Source organism: Rhodococcus sp. NPDC019647, from assembly GCF_044389235.1.
GTDB lineage: Bacteria > Actinomycetota > Actinomycetes > Mycobacteriales > Mycobacteriaceae > Rhodococcus_F > Rhodococcus_F oxybenzonivorans.
Window position 1 is genome coordinate 147,740 of sequence record NZ_JBIRXS010000002.1, and the last position, 17,428, is coordinate 165,167.

Genomic DNA, 17,428 nt, shown 5'->3' on the forward strand with positions numbered 1-17,428 from the left:
GGACGAGTACAGCCCGACGAAGGGAACCAGACGTGAGCACCTCTTCAAGCCATTCCGTCGTCGTCGGCCTCGACGGATCCGACGCGTCCACGGCCGCCGCCACGTGGGGCGCCGCAGTAGCAGCGAAATGGCGCGCCACACTGTCACTCGTCCACGCGCTGCCGCAGGACGGCCCGCTGTACAGCCCGGCGTCGATCATGCTGGAATCGCAGTTTCTCAGCCAATTGAGAGAGGACGGCGAGGCCATCGTCGACACCGCGAAGAAGCTACTGGGACAGCAATACCCGGATCTCACGATCGAGACGACGATCAGTCCCGGACCGGCGGGCACGGCGCTGCTCGAAGCCGCCGACTGGGCCCGGCTCATCGTGCTGGGTTCGACCGGAGCAGGGGCGTTCCGGTCGGTCCTTCTCGGATCGACCGCGCTGCACGTGGCCAACCGTGCGGAGTGCCCGGTCGTCGTGCTGCGCGGCGAGGCGAGTGCGCCGGACGGTCGTCCCGTCGTGGTCGGAGTCGACGGAAGCGAACTCAGTCGCGACGCGGTGTCGCACGCATTCGAGTTCGCCTCCTTCTTCGGCGCGCCCCTGGTTGCGGTCCACACCTGGCAGGGCTCGCCGACATTCGGAGCGGGCGGCACCGGCATGCTCGTCGACTGGGAGGCCGTGAAACAGGAGGAAGCCGCCGTCCTGTCGGAGGGCTTGGCCGGCGAGGCGGAGCGATACCCGGACGTCGCCGTCACGAAGGTGGCTCAGCAGGGCGCCGCCGCGGACGTCATTCTCCAGCACGCCGCCGACGCCCAGTTGATCGTCGTGGGCAGCCATGGCCGTGGACCGCTGCTCGGCGCGCTGATGGGATCGACGAGCCAGAACCTGCTCCACCACGCCACCACTCCAGTCATGATCTGTCGAAGCTGAGACTCCTCCGGCGCTACGTGATGCCGGTCCCCACCCACTGACCGATGCCATAGGTCACCCCCATGGCGAGTGCGCCGCCGAGCGCCACCCGCAGGACGGCGCGGGTCCGCCGAGCGCCGCCGAGAGTGGCACTCACCGACCCGGTCAGGGCCAGTGCGAACAGTACGGCCAGAAAAGTCACAGGGACGCGAAGGTGCACCGGCGTGAGAAGAATCGCCAGTAAGGGAATGGCAGCACCGAGAGTGAAGGACAGCGCCGAAGACCCGGCCGCCTGCCACGGATTGGTCAGTTCGTCCGGATCGAGACCCAACTCGGCGTCGACGTGCGCGGCAAAGGCATCGTGTTCGGTGAGTTCGCGGGCCACCGTGCGGGCAGTGTCCTCGCGCAACCCTTTTCGCTCGTAAATCGCCACGAGCTCTTCGAATTCGGCAGTCGGGGTTTCGGAAAGTTCCTGTTGTTCCTTCGACAGCAACGCCCGTTCCGTGTCGCGCTGCGTGCTCACCGACACGTACTCGCCGAGAGCCATGGACACGGCGCCGGCCGCCAGACCGGCGAAACCTGCGGTGAAGATCGCCGATCGCTCGGTGGTGGCCGCCGCGACACCGACCACCAGACCGGCGGTGGACACGATGCCGTCGTTCGCTCCGAGAACCCCGGCACGCAACCAGTTGAGGCGACCGGCCAGGGTGGGGCCGTGCGGTTCCACGGCGGCATGCGAGGACTCAGCGCGTTCTGCGGACATGGGTTCAGGCTAGGCCCGCATGGTGTTGCCCGATAGCGAGGCAAGGCTGCGCTGTCGCTCGGTTCGCAGCGCTGTCGCTCGGTTCGCAGCGCTGTCGATCGGTTCCCAGCGCGCAAGCAGTTGCTAGGTTGTTGTGGCTCGTCCCCGATCATTGGAGTCCCTATGGCGGCACCCGGCAACAGCGCTCCCCCGCGGCGACTGTCCGCTCTGGTCACCGGCGGCACGGGCGGCATCGGTTCCGCCGTGGCGCGGCAACTCGCGGACCTCGGGCACCACGTGGCCATCACCTACCGATCCCACGCCGATGTCGCGGCCGACCTGGTGACCGAACTCGAGCAGACCGGTGTCACCTGCGCCGCCTTCTCCACTGATCTCGTCGACGAACTTCGCGTCGCCGAGGTCGTTCGGCAGACGGTTGAGCACTTCGGCGGGCTCGACATCCTGATTCACGCAGCGGGACCGCACATTCCGATGGTCCACCTCTCGCAGATCACGCCGAAGGATTACGCCGTCCATCTCGAACAGGAGGCTGTCGCGTTTTTCACCGTCGTCCGCGCCGCCCTCCCGGCACTGCGGAAATCCGCAGGTTCCGTGGTCGCGGTCACGACCGCCGCCACCAGCCGCTACCCCGTACGCGACGGCCTCTCGGCAGGCACCAAAGGTGCTGTCGAGCAACTGGTCAAGGGGTTCGCGGCCGAGGAGGGCCGCTTCGGGGTCCGCTTCAACTCCGTCGGCCCTGGCATGCTCACCGACGGAATGGCGCAGCGCCTCATCTCTTCAGCCGATCTCGACCAGCGCGCACTCGACGTGGCCATGAGCCGCATCCCGCTGCGCCGTTTCGGCACGGCCACCGACATCGCCGAGGCCGTGTGTTTCCTGGCGAGTGACCGTGCGGGGTTCATCACCGGACAGAAACTCGACGTCGACGGTGGATACACGGCGTAACAGGCCGCCATGTGTAATGGGAGACCGTGCGGCCGGTGTACCTTGCCAGATTCGGATCCACCAAAGATTCCAGCGTTGACAGTCCCAGCAGCTCAACCAGTATCCCGATATTCGCCGTGAGTATGTCGGTTCGAGTTTGTGGGCCTCGAGCGACTCAGCGATAGAACCGGAATACCGGTTCGGCCACACACACTGGCTTGTCCACTGCGCTGCAGTGCACTGTTGCTCGGAGGATGATCTGGATGCCGCCGGCGATGTCTTCGACGGTAATCAGCTCCGCGCTCAGTCGGACCTTGGACCCGACCGGAACCGGAGCGGGGAATCGGACTTTGTTCAGACCGTAATTGACCGCCATCGACGCTTGCCGAACCTCCAGGACCTGCGAGAACATGGCACTGAGTAACGACAGCGTGAGGTAACCGTGGGCGATGGGCCCGCCATAGGCGCTTTCGCTATTGGCGCGCTCGACATCCACGTGGATCCATTGGTGGTCGTCGGTGGCGTCGGCGAAGGTATTCACCCGGTCTTGGGTGATGTCGAACCAGTCGCTACTTTCGAGTTGCTGTCCGAGTAGGCCGTGGAGGGCGTCGACGTCGTCGATTGTGGTGGGCATGGCTACCTTCTCTCGGAGAGTGAAGAGATCAGCGGGTGGTGTGCATGTCGGGAGCGCGCCGTTCGGTCAGGTTATGGTCATGCCGCCATCGACCGCCAGAGTCTGTCCGGTGACGTACCCGGCGGCGTCGGAGGCGAGCCAGACAAGGGTGGCGGCGAGTTCGGCAGCATCGCCGGTGCGCCCGAGCACCATCCGTGACGCGAGGCTGTCGAGGTAGCCGTCGTGATATTGGTCGGTCATCTCGGAGGCAAAGAAGCCCGGGGCGAGCGCGTTGACGCGAATTCCCTTGCGGAGGCCCCACTGTTGGGCGAGATCCCGGGTCAAACCCACGATGCCGGCCTTGCTGGCACTGTAGGCGGCCTGGGGCAGGCCGGCGGTGGTGAGCCCGAGGACGCTGGAAATGTTGACGATGGAACTGCCGGGTTGCATGACCTTCCCACACGCCTGGGCGGTCCAGTACGAGCCGGACAGGTTGATGTCTAGCACCGAGCGGAACTGGTCGGGGGTTTCGCGGGTGGCGGGATGGGCGGTGGCGACGCCGGCGTTGTTGACGAGAACGTCGACGCGGCCGAACTCGGTCATTGCCGCGTCGACCAGAGCGGCGCACTGATCCGGATCAGCGATGTCGGTGGCCACGGGCAGTGCCCGCCGGCCGGTGGCACGGACAAGTGCGGCTGTGTCGTCTAGCTTGTCGACGCGCCGGGCCGCGAGGACGACGTCCGCGCCGGCCTCGGCGAGGGCCTGAGCGAAGGCCACACCGAGGCCGGACGAGGCGCCGGTGACAATGGCGGTGCGGCCGTCGAGACGGAATTTGTCGAGCACACTCATGTGATGCCTCCTGGGTCAGAACCAGCTGGGGTTCATGTCGAGAGTGGTCCGATCTCCGCTGGCCAACAGATCGAGTTGCGGGCCGACCTTGGGTAGCTCGTGGGTGTAGAAGTAACGGGCTGCCATGCGCTTTCCGTCGTAGAAGTCACCACTCTTACCCTCGGTGGCGATGAGCTGTTCGAGCCACATCCACGCGATGACCGTGTGCCCGAAGGCTTCCAAATAGACCGACGAGTTCGCCAGCGCGGCCGCCGCGTCACCGGCCGCCCACAAGGCGGCGGTGATGTCGACGACGCGGTTCCAGACGGTGTCGAGGGCGTCGGCGTAACCGGTGGCGTCGCCACCGAGAGACCGAGCCCGCGCGACGGTGGCGCCGATCTTCGATCCGAGTAACCGCAGCCCGGCACCGTCTTGCATGATGACCTTGCGGCCCAGCAGATCCAGCCCCTGGATCCCGTGCGTGCCCTCGTGGATCGGATTCAATCGGTTGTCGCGGTAGTACTGTTCGACGTCGTAGTCGCGGGTGTAGCCGTAACCGCCGTGCACCTGGATCGCGAGGCTGTTCGCCTCGAGGCACCACTGCGATGGCCAGCTCTTCGCGATCGGAGTCAACACGTCGAGGAGCAACGTCGCCTCGTCGCCGGTGGCCGCATCGTCGGCCGTGTCGTGTTCGTCCACCAACCGCGAGCAGTAGAGGCCGAGCGCGAGCGCGCCCTCGACGTAGGACTTTTGGGCCAGCAGCATGCGGCGGACATCGGCGTGTTCGATGATCGGCACCGGCGGCGAGGAGGGATCCTTGGCTCCGAGAGGGCGGCCCTGGGTCCGCACCGTCGCGTATTCGAGCGACTTGCGGTATCCCACGTAGCCGAGGGCGATCGCGAGGAACCCGACACCGATCCGGGCCTCGTTCATCATGTGGAACATGTAGGACAGGCCGCGGTGTTCCTCGCCGACCAGGAAACCGACAGCACCCGATTTCCCACCGGGGGTGTGGGTGCCGTCGCCGAAAGCGAGCAGGGTGTTGGTGGTGCCGCGGTTGCCCATCTTGTGGTTGAGGCCCACCAAGGTGACGTCGTTGCGTTCGCCGGCGGCACCGTCGGCGCCGGGAAGGTTTTTCGGGACGATGAACAGCGAGATGCCCTTGACACCCGGGCCGCCACCCGGTGTCTTCGCCAGCACCAGGTGCACAATGTTCTCGGTGAGTTCGTGGTCGCCTCCGGAGATCCACATCTTGGTTCCGGTGACCCGGTAGCTGCCGTCTTCCTGCGGTACCGCCCGGGTGGTGATGTCCGCCAGCGAGGATCCGGCCTGCGGCTCGGACAGGCACATGGTGCCGAACCAGCGGCCCTCGAGCATCGGACGGACGTAGTCGTCGATCTGCTGCTCGGTGCCGTACGTGGCAAGCAGATTTGCGTTGGCGATCGTCAGGAACGGATAGGACGAAGTGCTGGCGTTAGCCCCCTGAAACCAGGCCATCGCCGCCCGCGCCACCGTGGTGGGCAGCTGCATCCCGCCGACGCTCTCGTCGAATGCCCCGGCGATCAAACCCGACGCCGCGTAAGCGTCGAGCGCCGTCTTGACCTCCGGAATCATCTCGACGGTGCCGTCCGGACGCATGGTCGGCTCGTGCGCGTCGGCCTTCTTGTTGTGCGTGGCGAAATGCTTGTGCGCAAGGTCCGCACTGAGGTCGAGCACCGCGTCGAAGGTGTCCTTCGAATGTTCGGCGAAGCGTTTACGCGAGGTCAGCGCGACCACGTCGAGCCACTCGTACAGCAGGAAATCGAGATCGCGGCGAGAAAGTACATCAGTCATGAGAATCAGATCCGTTCAAAGGTGGGCTCGCTCAGATGGAGATGCCGCCGTCGACCGGGAGGACGACGCCGGTGACGTAGCCTGCTTCCTCGGACGCGAGGAAGCAGATGGCGTCGGCCATCTCGGCGGGGTCGGCGAACCGCGAGATCGGACCGGTGACCTCGGCGATCTTCTCCTTCGGAATGGAGGCGGTCATCCGGGTCGCAGCGTTCGGGGAGATCGCATTCACGGTGACCCCGAAAGCGGCGAGCTCTTTCGCGGCGGTCTTGGTGAACCCGATGATCCCGGCCTTCGCGGTGGCGTAGTTGGCCTGCCCGCGGTTGCCGTGCAGCCCGGTGTAGGAGGTGATGTTGACGACCCGCCCGAATTCCTGGCTCCGGAAATGCGGAACACAGGCGCGGGTGAACCGAAACGTGCCGCCCGCGTGGACATTCAGGACCTGGTCCCAGTCCTCGTCGGTCAGCTTCCACAGCACCTTGTCGCGCAGGATCCCGGCATTGTTGATCAGAATGTCCACCCGCCCGGTCTCGGCGATCACGGTAGAGACAACGTTCTCGACGTCACCGGTGTCGCTGACGTCGGCCGGGATGCCGATGGCGCCGATTTCGCGGGCGGCCTTGTCGAGTTCGTCCTTGTCGAAGTCCACCATGAACACTCTCGCCTTGGCCTCGGCGAAGTGGCGGGCCAGGGCCTGGCCGATGCCGCGGGCGGCGCCGGTGACGATGACCGATTTGCCGGTGAAGTCGTACGTGATGTTGCCCATCGTGTTTCCTGTCCTTCTTCTCAGCTGAGGCGTTCGAGGACCATGGCCATGCCCTGGCCACCGCCGACGCACATGGTTTCGACGCCGAACTGCTTGTCGCTGGACTGCAGGTTGTTGAGCAGGGTCGCGGTGATCCGGGCACCGGTCATGCCGAACGGGTGACCGAGGGCGATCGCACCGCCGGAGACGTTCAGCTTGTCCTCGTCGATGCCGAGTTCCCGCGCCGACCCGAGGACCTGCACCGCGAACGCCTCGTTGATCTCGAACAGGTCGATATCGGAGATACCCATCCCGGCGATGGCCAGGGCCCGCTTGGTGGCCTCGATCGGACCCAACCCCATGATCTCCGCCGACAAACCGGACACCCCGGTGGACACGATCCGGGCCAGCGGGGTCAACCCCAGTTCCTTGGCCTTGGTGTCGGACATGATCACCAGGGCGGCGGCGCCGTCGTTGAGCGGGCAGGCGTTGCCGGCGGTGACGGTGCCGTCCGGCCGGAACACCGGTCTCAGCTGGCTGACCGCCTCGTAGGTGGTGCCGGCGCGGGGGCCGTCGTCCTTCGACACCACGGTGCCATCGGGCAGCGTCACCGGGGTGATCTCCCGCTCGAAGAAACCACTGTTGATGGCCGCCTCCGCCCGGTTCTGCGAGCGCACCGCCCACCGGTCCTGCTCCTCGCGGGTGATGCCGGTGATCTGGGCGACGTTCTCCGCGGTCTGGCCCATCGCGATGTAGGTGTCCGGGACCAGGCCCTCCTCGCGGGGATCGACCCACCGCTGCCCGCCCTGGGCGAGCTTCTCGGTGCGGGCCTGGGCGTCGGCGTAGAGCGGGTTCTGGGTGTCGGGCAGCGAGTCGGAGCTGCCCGCGGTGAACCGGGACACGGTCTCGACGCCGGCGGAGATGAACACCTCGCCCTCACCGGCCTTGATCGCGTGCAGCGCCATGCGGGTGGTCTGCAGCGACGAGGAGCAGTAGCGGGTGATGGTGGTGCCGGGAATGAAGTCGTAGCCCAACTGCACGGCGACGTTGCGGCCCATGTTGAAGCCCTGCTCACCGCCGGGCAGTCCGCAACCCAGGATCAGGTCGTTGATGTCGGTGGGATCGAGGGCGGGCACCTTGTCCAGTGCCGCCTGCACCATCTGCGCGGCCAGGTCGTCCGGGCGCATGCCCTTGAGCGATCCCTTCATGGCGCGACCGATCGGGGAACGGGCGATGGAAACGATTACAGCCTCGGGCATGCGGAACTCCTGGGTGCGGGTCGTCTGGCGACGGTGATGGGGAAGCTATTTAGCCAAAAATATGCAACCGCATATTTGCTATGCGTTTGCATATACTGGCGGTGTCGGAGGAGACCTGTCAACCCCCGCCAACCGAGAGGCAACAGTGTGACGGACGCACCACCACTGACCGGAGCGGTCAGCGAACTGGGTACCTCGAAAGCCGCTGCGCGGATACGCGCCGCGGCCATCGAGGTGTTCGCCGCCAAGGGGTACGGCGCCGCCACTACCCGGGAGATCGCCGCCAGCCTCGACATGAGCCCAGGAGCCGTATACCCGCACTACAAGACGAAGGAATCCCTTCTCTACGCCATCAGCCTCGAGGGCCACCATTCGGTACTGGCGGCCATCACCGCCGCTGATAGTCCCGATGTCGCGGCGCCCGACCGGCTGACGTCGACCGTGACGGCCTACGTGATCTGGCACGCCGACAACCGCGCGAGCGCCCGGGTCGCGCAGTACGAATTACGTTCGCTCTCGCCTGTGCACTTCGCAATCATTGCGGACATCCGCCGGTCCACCACGAAGGTGTTCAAGCGGATCATCGAAGCCGGCACAACGGCAGGCGACTTCCACCCCTTCGACATCGAGGCCGCCGCGCTGGCAATCACGTCCCTCGGCGTCGATGTCAGCAGGTGGTTCCCCTCTCATACCTACTCCGACCCACGCATTATCGCGGCTCGCTACGTCGAACTTGCCCTCCGAATGGTCGGGTGTGCCGACCGCCAACCCCTCGACAAGCCTTCTTGACGCGTGTTGCTGGACTGGAGGATTCGAGAACGGCTGTCACCGAAGCTGGCGAAACCTGCGCCGGAGAGCAGCCCGGCGGTGGCGTCCGCCTGGATCGGTCTCCCGCTCAACCTCGACGGCTAGCATCCGAGTTTTGTCTCAAACCTGTTGAGGTGAAACCGTGCTTGTCCGAGAACGCCGCTGACCAACGGCGTGGTCTTGGTAGTCATCACTCGCCGGCCCAGAACTCGAGTCAGATTCCGGCTCGGGAGGCGATGTCGCATGCCTTTTCCGCGAGCGCGTCGATACGCTCCACCGTCGGCGTTCCTGCTTCTGCTTTGTTCTGCGGTTCATCTCGCGCCCGGCGCATGACACCCTCGGCGATGACCGCGACCTTCCACAGACCTAGAACATGCCAGAATCCGAGCGCCTCCGGGTCGCGCCCCGTCTCTTCGAAATACACCTGGGCGATCTCGGCTCGGTCGGGAAAGCCGTCGAGGGTCGAAGCCGGGAATTCACCACCGAACGTCTCGCCGGGCTCCGGCCAGTAGGCGAGCAGACTGCCGAGATCGGCGAGTGGTTCGCCCAGGGTGCACAATTCCCAGTCAAGTGCCGCGGTGACGTCGCCGGTGTCAGTGGACGTGATGACGTTGCGGAGATGAAAGTCCCCGTGCACCAATGTCAGCTCGTGTGGTTCGGGCACCGACTCGACGAGCCGACGCGTCAGATCGTCGAGGGCGGGCAACTCGCGGGTCTTCGATTGTTCCCATTGTCCCGCCCACCGTTTGAGTTGACGCTGCGCATACGACTTGTGGCTGGCCAGATCGATCAATCCGGTCTGCTCGAGGTCGACCGCATGAATCTTCGCGAGCGTGCGAGGCAGGGACAGGCCGATCGCCCGCCGTCGCTCGGGTGCCAGCGCCTGCGCCACCGACATCCGGTCGACCACCTGCCCCTCGACGAACTCCATGAGCAGCAGCGGCACGTCGGTGACCGCCGGGTCTTCGGTGAAGCCGAACACCCGCGGGGTCGGCACCGCGGTCTCCTCCAGCGCGGAGAGTATTCGGGCCTCACGAGCCACGTCGTGTGCCGACGCGAGGAGGTGCCCCAACGGTGGGCGCCGCAGCACCCACCGTCCACCGACGCTGTCGCGAACGAGGTAGGTGAGGTTCGACTGTCCGAGACCGATCCGGTCGAAGGTCAGTGTGCCCGTGCAATCGACACCGATGGTGTGCAACCATCGGGCCACGGCGACGGTGTCGATTCCGACGATACCCACGCTAGACACCGAGCTGGACCCCCTGCCGGAAGGGAAGAACGTCACCGAGCACCTGCCCGCCGTCGATGACCAGAGTTTCGCCTGTGATCCAACTGGCGGCGTCGGAGACGAGGAACGCGACCGCCGAGGCGACGTCTTCGGGTTCACCGATGCGTCCGAGGGCTGTGGACGCGGACACCGCCTGCTCGTGTTCCTTCCACAACGCTTCGGCGAGCTTGGTCCGCACCACACCGGGAGCGACGGCATTGACCCGCACCTTCGGTGAAAGTTCCAGAGCCAGTTGCTTCGTGAGGTGAATGAGCGCCGCCTTCGACGCGTTGTACACGCCGATATTCGCCTCGAACGCCATCCCGCCGACGGAGGCGGTGTTGACGACGGCGCCGCCGTGCTCACCCATCCATGCCTTCGTGGCCAGCCCCGTCCAGAGCACCGGCGCCCACAGATTGACGTCGAAGGTTTTCGCGAAGCGGGCATGGTCCTGATCGATCACCGGCCCGAATGCCGGGTTGGTGCCCGCGTTGTTGACGAGGATGTCCACGCTGCCGAATCGCTCGAGCGTCAGATCGATACACCGCCGGGCGGCGTCTTCGTCGACGGCATGGGCAGCGACGCCGATCGCGGTTCCTCCGACCGTTGCTGCAGCGGCGTCCGCCGAGTCCTGCGATCGAGAGGTGAGCACCACGTTGCCGCCGGCGGCCGCGATGGCCTCAACCACCGCGAGGCCGATCCCGCGGGACGCGCCGGTGACGATGGCGGTGCGCCCGGTGAGGTCGAGTCCGGTCATCTCAGCTCACCGCAACCTTGTGTCCGTTGGTCGAGGGCGCGGGCGCGCCATCCCGGTACCGCCGTAGTTCCTGGGTGGCGATGGACCGCTTGTGTACTTCGTCGGGGCCGTCCGCGAGACGCAGTGTGCGCAGGTGCGCCCAGGCCATGGCAAGCGGGAAGTCGTCGGTCACCCCGGCACCGCCGTGCACTTGAATCGCCCGATCTACGATCTTCAGCGCAATGTTGGGCGCCGCCACCTTGATCGCCGCGATCTCCGTGCGCGCCTCCTTGTTCCCGACGGTGTCCATCAGGTAGGCCGCCTTCAGCGTGAGCAACCGGATCATCTCGATCTCGATCCGGGCCTCGGCGATCCAGTCTTGGATGTTCGCGTTCTCGCTGACCGGTTTCCCGAACGTCACCCGCGACGACGCCCGCCGGCACATCAGCTCGAGCGCCCGCTCGGCCATCCCGATCGCCCGCATACAGTGGTGAATGCGTCCCGGGCCCAGGCGCGCCTGGGAGATCGCGAATCCCTCGCCCTCACCCTTGAGCACATCCTTGGCCGGAACCCGAACGTCGGCGAAGTCGATCTCCGCGTGCCCTTCTCGGTCCTGATATCCGAACACCGGCAGGCCCCGCATCACCGTGACACCGGACGCATCTATGGGGACGACCATCATCGACTGCTGCCGGTGCGGCGCCGCCGACGGATCGGTCTTACCCATCACGATCAGCACCTTGCAGTTGCGATGCAACGCATTGGACGCGAACCACTTCCGACCGTTGAGCACATACTCGTCGCCGTCGCGAACCATCGACAGCTCGACATTGGTAGCATCGGAACTCGCCACCGCCGGCTCGGTCATCGCGAATGCCGAGGCCATCGTCCCGTCGAGCAGCGGCTCGAGATACTTCTCCTTGTGCTCTTCGGTGCCGAAGAGTTCGAGCACTTCCATGTTCCCGGTGTCGGGTGCATTGCAGTTACACGCCTCCGAGGCGATGTGGCTGCGGCCCATGATCTCCGCCAGCGGCGCGTACTCGAGGTTCGTCAGCCCCGGACCAGAGTCGGGATGGGGGTGGAAGAGGTTCCACAACCCGCGACTACGGGCTTCGACCTTCAGCTCTTCGAGGATCGGCGGCTGGAAGTGTGGATCGCCCGATTCGCGCATCTGCTCTTCGTACACCGCCTCCGCGGGATACACATGGGAGTCCATGAACTCCAGCAGATCGGTCTGGTACTTCTTCGCGCGGTCAGAGATGTCGAACAGGGACACGGGAACTCCTTGTAGGTAGGGACGGAAAGGTGGGTGTGCGCTTGTCGAGGTGGCTCTGCACGCCCTCGACGAGGTCTTCACCTCGGAAGGCGTCGAACATCAGACCTTCCGCGCGGGACACGGAGTCGGCGTAGGTGCCGTCCGCGTCGGTCTGTAGTTGTTGTTTGATCACGGCCATCGAGGTCGGTGAGCACTGCGTGGCCAGCTGCTGGGCGTACGACACCGCCGCGGCGAGCACGTTTCCGTCGACGATCAGGTGATCGATCAGTCCGATACGCAACGCTTCCTCTGCGTCGACGATCCGACTCGACAACAGCAGATCCGCGGCGCGGCTTCGTCCGACCAACCGTGGCAGCATCCACGAGATGCCGTATTCGGCGATCAGCCCACGCTGAGCGAAGGCGGTGGTGAAACGCGCAGCCGGCGAGGCGAACCGGACATCACAATAGAGCGCCTCGACCATGCCGAGCCCTGCCGCGACGCCGTTGACCGCACCGATGAGCGGCTTGCGCAACTGCAGCGGGACGTCACGCGGCCGACGATCCAGCAGCTCGGCGACATCACCCACCGCCTGCAGGTCCGTCAGGTCGGCACCGGCACAGAACCCGCGGCCGGCACCCGTCACGACGACAGCACGCACGTCCGGGTCGTCTTCGGCTGCATCGAGCAGATCGAAATAACGGTCCTCGAGTTCGTTCGTCCAGGCGTTGAGTTTCGACGGCCGGTTGAACGTCAGAACCAGCACAGGTCCGCGGCGCTCGGCGAGCACGAAATCCTGCTGCGCACCCGTCATGCGTGTTCCAGCAGCGAGCTCTGGTAGCGGCGCATCCCGCGCAGCCAGCGGTCGTAGTCGGAACTCTTCTGCCGGTACATGGTGAGGACGCTCTCGTGGGGCAAGATCAGGAACGTTTCGCGATCGACGGCGTCGAGCACAATGTCGGCGACCTCCGCCGGCTGCAGCACGTCCCCCGCAGAGATCACGGCCCGGGTGGCCGCAACGCCGAGCGGGTCCCCCGAGTCTTCACCCGAGCGCATCAACTTCGTCTCCACTCCCATCGGGCAGAGGCAGCTCACCCGGATTCCTCGGTCTCCGTATGTCACCGACAGCCATTCGGCGAACGCGACAGACGCGTGCTTGGTGACTGCATAGGTGGCGGAGCCGATCTGAGTGAGTAAGCCTGCTGCAGACGCCGTCGTGACGAAGTAGCCCTCGCCGCGCTCGATCCACGTGGGTACCAACTGCTGGGCGGCGCGGATGTGGGCGCGGACGTTGACATCGAAAGCTCGATCCCAGGCAGCGTCGTCGGCGTCGAGGCCCGGCGCTCCCCCGATCCCGGCGTTGGCAAAATAGAGGTCGACCGGACCCAATTCGGTCTCTGCCCGCTCGATGACGCGCCGAATCTGCTCGGAATCTGCGATATCCGCACCTTCCGCGAGAGCCGATCCGGCGTGCCGTTCATTGATGCGGTCCGCAACCGCGGTGGCTGCTTTCGGGTCGAGATCGGCCACAAGTACCCGCGCACCCCGTTCGGCGAGACGTTCGGCGATCGCTCCGCCGATCCCGTTCCCACCGCCGGTCACGATGGCGACCCTCCGTGCAACCTTCACGAGGCTTCCTCTCCTTCGCCGTGCATTGTGACTCGCGTCGCTTTTTGTATAGTCGAATCTGGCGTCAAGTTCAAGTGGAGGTGGTTCAGATTGTTTCGGCCGTGGATCCGGTGGTCGGCAACGGCAGTTGCCCGACACGGTCGGGTGGCCGCCGGGTTCCACGGGCCTGAAGGTAGGTGTTCTTTTGTCTCGGATGGTTGGATCTGTGCTGGCCGAGTCGGAGCTGGCAGTGAGTTGAGGCCATTCAGTCCGGTGGTGATCGCCTCTGCCCGGGGTGTTCGGGCGTCAGCGGGGTGCGGCGGGCGTGTCGGACGATCCGGCCTGCGACCGAGAAGATGCGTAGCCGCAGACGTTCGGCTTCCACCGCTCGGCGGGTGCCTCGTGCAGGGCGAGTATCTGGCTCAGACGACGAGTCCACAGTCGAGCTGTACGATTGCCAGCCAGATCCGGTTTCTAATCGAATCCGTGCAACGAATGATTGTTCAGCCCGGTACTTTTTCGCCGCCCGGATCCGTATTAGTGGGACATTCGCCCAAGCCTTCGTGCAGGGAGGTGCCCTCGCCTGCGCGTCAGCTTCCAATCCGGTGAACGGGGTACGGTCCAGCTCCTCCTGGGCAGGTGGGTAGCGAAGGACGATTGGCGCCGAACCATCTGCCGGCGGGGCGGAACCGTGGCTGATCTGAGTGGAGTTGATCCGTCGAGGGCGGTCCACGTGCGGTTTCGTGCCACAGACTGTGCTGCGATGGTGGTACGCCGGTCCTGGCGTCACTGGCTTGATGTCGAGCTTCGCCCGTGTGCAGCGGTGCCTGCAGGGCGTCGCCGACGTGCACATCCGTCAGCGACAGTCGTTGTCGGGAGTAGCCCGACCTTCAGCCGCCCAGTCGCCGGAACACTAGGCGGACAGCAAGAGTGAGGTGCGACATGACCTCGTCCACCGAGATGCGGCCGGCCACCCACGACACCAGGCTCGACATCCAGACGTCACCGATCACGCGTATTGCGTTCAACTGGTCGTCGGAGATCTTCTCGACCCCGATGGTTTTGGCGAACATCTCGGTCATCAGCGCGCCGAAGGCATCGAGTTCGGCCGACGCCGACGCGTCGGCGAACATGAACGCCCGAACCAGCGCCTCGTATCGCGGTCGGTCCTTTTCCAGCACTTCCGTGTTCTTGCGGAGAACGAACAGAATCCGCTCGGAGGGCGTGTCCCCGGGAATCACGACGTTCTCGAAGCGGGCGCGCATTCCCTCGAACACCATGAGGAGTCCCATGACGAGCATGTGATTCTTCGAGGGAAAATACCGATACACGGTGCCGAGTGCGACGCCGGCCCGATCTGCGATCGCCCGCATCTGCACGGCGTCGTAACCACCCTCGGACGCGAGTTCCATGGCCGCCGCGACGATGCGCTGATAACGCTCCCGCTGCGGTGCCTTCGCTGCCCGTGAGGGGAGTTGTCCGTGACGCAGCAACGACAACAGCCCGTCGCGGCCCGCGGTCAACGGCTCTTCAGCAGTGCTCATGGGGTCAGCCTAGCGAGTCAGCCGTGGCCTCCCCCGGTGGCGGTTGCCCGGCAACCCGGACAGCACGGGAAGACTTCCTCGCCGGGGCGTACAGAGCCACCGGTCCCGCAGATAGTCGAAAGTGGCGTCGTCGTGGGGCGCGGAATGAAAAAACTCCGCTGTCGACGATCCGACAACGGAGTGTGCTTGGTGGCCAGGGCCGGGATCGAACCGGCGACCTTCCGCTTTTCAGGCGGACGCTCGTACCAACTGAGCTACCTGGCCGGACGGCACCCGAACCGAATGCCTATCGCATTGCGTATCCGATACCGGGTATCGGATACGCATCTGCGACCCTGACGGGACTCGAACCCGCGACCTCCGCCGTGACAGGGCGGCGCGCTAACCAACTGCGCCACAGGGCCTTGCTTGTGCTGCTGTGCTTCACAAGTGAAGCGATACTGCATGTCACTTTTACTGCTGTCCCGCTTTTACTGCTGTCGAACCATACCGCATGCTCGACACCGGTCAAACGTACCCCCTACGGGATTCGAACCCGCGCTACCGCCTTGAAAGGGCGGCGTCCTAGGCCGCTAGACGAAGGGGGCCCGTCGGATTTCTCCGAACCAGTACCTCAACGGCGTTCCGTTGGGAGCTTGGATAGCTTAGGACACAGATCGAGAAAATCCCAAATCGCCAGGTCAAACTATGATTCGGGCAGATCTGACCGACATTCGGGCCACCCCTGCCCCGCAAACTTCTCGAGCCATTGCTCGGATGCCATCGCAGCGAGGACCACCTCGAGCGATTCCTCGAAGAGGTCGGCCAGATCGCCCCTCAGCTCCGTCAGATCCGCCATGTACCTCTGACCGGCCAACGAGGCCGCCAGCACCCGGGTGAACTTCTCCGTGTCGACACCTTCCCGCAGCAGCCCTTCTTTCTGCGCGCGCAGGGCGAACTGGCGAGCGGTGGCGCCCCACACCTGCGAACCACCGGATTGCACGTCCGCGTAGAACTCGGGCTCGATGATGAGCCGGAATTCGGCCTGCACGATCACATTGGTGCGGAACAGCTCGGCCAGATCGACGACGAGGCAGTGCAGCGCCTCGAAGGGGTCCAGGTCGTTGCGACGCGTCCAGCGTTCCGTCAGGGCGGTGAACTGCTCGACCCCAGCCTGCAGAACAGCTCGGGCGAGTTCTTCCTTGGACTGGAAGTGGAAGTACATCGCCCCCTTGGTGGCGTTCGAGCCCTCGAGAATCGTGTTCACCGACGCAGCGGCGTAACCGCGCTTGGCGAATTCGATCGCGGCTGACTCCACCAGTGCAGCGCGAGTACGTCGCGCACGCTCCTGTTGACGTGGCATGGCGGTAGGTCCCTCTCCGGCTGTTCCGGGCTCCGACGTCCAGGACGCGAAGTCTCACATAACAGTATGCCCGTTTCGAAAAAACCGACACAACAGTCTGTCCGCTATGAAAAACAGCGCTCGATCAGACTTCAGGATTTTTATGGGGCGGTAAACAGACCCCTGCCAAAAACACACCGAGTGGTATATTTGAGTTCGGCTCGGGTGCGCTGCAGGGGGTGCGCACCCGAGCCCACCCGTCGGTTCGAGACAGGTGACGGCGTGTCGGGGGGTCCAGTTCTCATCCCGGCCGTCCGCGCACTAGACTCTGGCTCCGCGCCCCTATAGCTCAGTTGGTAGAGCTACGGACTTTTAATCCAAAGACCGTGACTTTTTCGCACGCGTCGACGCGCGCTTTTTCGCCGGCGGATCGGTGGCCTTGTCCAGATCGGCCGGCACGACTCCGTCCGTGATCCATTCCATCGGGACACCGGTCCGGAGCGACCACAACCGCAACGTCTGAAGGGGAACCTTCGCGCTGCCGTTCATGTAGCGGCCGGCGGTCTCGCGGGTGATGCCCAAGTACTCGGCCATTTCGGTCACCGTCATACCGACGTCGCGCAGTGCCTTCCGCATGCGGTCGGCCTGGTCGAACTTGGGGACGTGCAACGCGGGGATGCTGGGATGCGTCATTGTTTTACCTTCCGTTTACCTGGGACTTTGGGTCGTCTTTCCTGGTCAGTCTGTCACAACCTAGTGACCCTCACAAGACACGCCGGCGCGTCACGTTGTGATTCTCGTCGAAACGCGTGTAAGAATCACATTGTGACGAACCAACTCGACTTAATCCCAACTCGCCAAGTGGCGGAAACGCTCGGCATGACACCGTCCGGCGTCTGGCGCCTCGTCGCACGCGGTGATCTGCGGGAAGCGTTCAAGGCTCCCGGCTCCCGCGGGGCGCGCATGTTCCATCGGCGGGACGTCGAGCAACTGAAGGCGAAGCGCGAGAAGCGTTCTGCCGCTACCTGATCCGCG

Annotated in this window: 18 protein-coding genes and 3 tRNA genes; 4 read left to right on the forward strand and 17 right to left on the reverse strand. The window is 65.0% G+C overall.

What is annotated here, in order from left to right; all coding sequences use genetic code 11:
* Positions 1–32 precede the first annotated feature (32 nt).
* Positions 33–914 carry a universal stress protein gene (locus ACH49N_RS05170; protein WP_358270960.1) on the forward strand — a complete coding sequence of 294 codons (882 nt, stop codon included), beginning with the start codon at positions 33–35 and terminating at the stop codon, positions 912–914.
* 13 nt (positions 915–927) lie between these two features.
* On the opposite strand, the gene ACH49N_RS05175 is transcribed toward ACH49N_RS05170, so the two are convergent.
* Positions 928–1,656, reverse strand: coding sequence for a VIT family protein (locus tag ACH49N_RS05175; protein ID WP_250777204.1), 729 nt, complete (start codon positions 1,654–1,656; stop codon positions 928–930).
* Positions 1,657–1,818: 162 nt separating this feature from the next.
* Here ACH49N_RS05175 and ACH49N_RS05180 point away from each other — a divergent pair, with 162 nt between their 5' ends.
* A complete protein-coding gene (locus ACH49N_RS05180; RefSeq protein WP_358270962.1) occupies positions 1,819–2,601 on the forward strand; it encodes an SDR family oxidoreductase in 783 nt (260 codons plus the stop codon).
* Positions 2,602–2,755: 154 nt separating this feature from the next.
* Here the strand turns inward: ACH49N_RS05180 and ACH49N_RS05185 are convergent, their stop codons facing one another.
* From ACH49N_RS05185 to ACH49N_RS05205, 5 genes are all read right to left on the reverse strand, one after another.
* Complete coding sequence (locus ACH49N_RS05185) at positions 2,756–3,214, reverse strand: MaoC family dehydratase (RefSeq protein WP_358270963.1); 459 nt, start codon at positions 3,212–3,214, stop codon at positions 2,756–2,758.
* A gap of 66 nt (positions 3,215–3,280) precedes the next feature.
* Positions 3,281–4,042, reverse strand: a complete 762-nt coding sequence (locus ACH49N_RS05190; RefSeq protein ID WP_358270964.1) for a glucose 1-dehydrogenase — start codon at positions 4,040–4,042, stop codon at positions 3,281–3,283.
* Positions 4,043–4,057: 15 nt separating this feature from the next.
* Positions 4,058–5,854, reverse strand: a complete 1,797-nt coding sequence (locus ACH49N_RS05195; protein WP_358270965.1) for an acyl-CoA dehydrogenase — start codon at positions 5,852–5,854, stop codon at positions 4,058–4,060.
* Between the two features lie 31 nt (positions 5,855–5,885).
* Positions 5,886–6,617, reverse strand: a complete 732-nt coding sequence (locus ACH49N_RS05200; protein ID WP_358270966.1) for an SDR family NAD(P)-dependent oxidoreductase — start codon at positions 6,615–6,617, stop codon at positions 5,886–5,888.
* Positions 6,618–6,637: 20 nt separating this feature from the next.
* The gene (locus ACH49N_RS05205) at positions 6,638–7,855 is read right to left on the reverse strand and encodes an acetyl-CoA C-acetyltransferase (RefSeq protein ID WP_358270968.1); all 1,218 of its coding nucleotides are present in this window, start codon (positions 7,853–7,855) and stop codon (positions 6,638–6,640) included.
* Positions 7,856–8,002: 147 nt separating this feature from the next.
* Here ACH49N_RS05205 and ACH49N_RS05210 point away from each other — a divergent pair, with 147 nt between their 5' ends.
* A complete protein-coding gene (locus ACH49N_RS05210; protein ID WP_358270970.1) occupies positions 8,003–8,644 on the forward strand; it encodes a TetR/AcrR family transcriptional regulator in 642 nt (213 codons plus the stop codon).
* 232 nt (positions 8,645–8,876) lie between these two features.
* Here ACH49N_RS05210 and ACH49N_RS05215 read toward each other — a convergent pair whose 3' ends face one another.
* The 11 genes from ACH49N_RS05215 to ACH49N_RS05265 all read right to left on the reverse strand — a co-directional run bounded on the left by ACH49N_RS05215 (position 8,877) and on the right by ACH49N_RS05265 (position 17,086).
* Complete coding sequence (locus tag ACH49N_RS05215) at positions 8,877–9,911, reverse strand: phosphotransferase family protein (RefSeq protein WP_358270972.1); 1,035 nt, start codon at positions 9,909–9,911, stop codon at positions 8,877–8,879.
* A complete protein-coding gene (locus tag ACH49N_RS05220; protein ID WP_358270974.1) occupies positions 9,904–10,686 on the reverse strand; it encodes an SDR family oxidoreductase in 783 nt (260 codons plus the stop codon). The genes ACH49N_RS05215 and ACH49N_RS05220 overlap by 8 nt, the downstream gene beginning before the upstream one ends.
* 1 nt (position 10,687) lies before the next feature.
* A complete protein-coding gene (locus ACH49N_RS05225; RefSeq protein WP_358270976.1) occupies positions 10,688–11,941 on the reverse strand; it encodes an acyl-CoA dehydrogenase family protein in 1,254 nt (417 codons plus the stop codon).
* Positions 11,919–12,734: an enoyl-CoA hydratase-related protein gene (locus ACH49N_RS05230; protein WP_358270977.1), complete on the reverse strand. Its 816-nt coding sequence runs from the start codon at positions 12,732–12,734 to the stop codon at positions 11,919–11,921. The genes ACH49N_RS05225 and ACH49N_RS05230 overlap by 23 nt, the downstream gene beginning before the upstream one ends.
* The gene (locus ACH49N_RS05235; protein ID WP_358270979.1) at positions 12,731–13,549 is read right to left on the reverse strand and encodes an SDR family oxidoreductase; all 819 of its coding nucleotides are present in this window, start codon (positions 13,547–13,549) and stop codon (positions 12,731–12,733) included. The genes ACH49N_RS05230 and ACH49N_RS05235 overlap by 4 nt, the downstream gene beginning before the upstream one ends.
* Positions 13,550–14,418: 869 nt before the next feature.
* Positions 14,419–15,072 carry a TetR family transcriptional regulator gene (locus ACH49N_RS05240; protein WP_358270981.1) on the reverse strand — a complete coding sequence of 218 codons (654 nt, stop codon included), beginning with the start codon at positions 15,070–15,072 and terminating at the stop codon, positions 14,419–14,421.
* 187 nt (positions 15,073–15,259) lie between these two features.
* A tRNA-Phe gene (locus ACH49N_RS05245) sits at positions 15,260–15,336 on the reverse strand.
* A gap of 66 nt (positions 15,337–15,402) precedes the next feature.
* Positions 15,403–15,476, reverse strand: a tRNA-Asp gene (locus ACH49N_RS05250).
* 110 nt (positions 15,477–15,586) lie between these two features.
* Positions 15,587–15,659 (reverse strand) — tRNA-Glu (locus ACH49N_RS05255).
* A gap of 98 nt (positions 15,660–15,757) precedes the next feature.
* On the reverse strand, positions 15,758–16,414 hold the full coding sequence (locus ACH49N_RS05260) for a TetR/AcrR family transcriptional regulator (RefSeq protein WP_250770647.1): 657 nt from the start codon (positions 16,412–16,414) through the stop codon (positions 15,758–15,760).
* A gap of 351 nt (positions 16,415–16,765) precedes the next feature.
* Entirely contained in the window at positions 16,766–17,086 is a 321-nt protein-coding gene (locus ACH49N_RS05265; protein ID WP_397504418.1) for a helix-turn-helix domain-containing protein, read from the reverse strand.
* Positions 17,087–17,254: 168 nt separating this feature from the next.
* Between ACH49N_RS05265 and ACH49N_RS05270 the strand changes: the two genes are divergently transcribed.
* Positions 17,255–17,422 carry a helix-turn-helix domain-containing protein gene (locus ACH49N_RS05270; RefSeq protein WP_397504419.1) on the forward strand — a complete coding sequence of 56 codons (168 nt, stop codon included), beginning with the start codon at positions 17,255–17,257 and terminating at the stop codon, positions 17,420–17,422.
* The last annotated feature ends 6 nt before the right edge of the window (positions 17,423–17,428 follow it).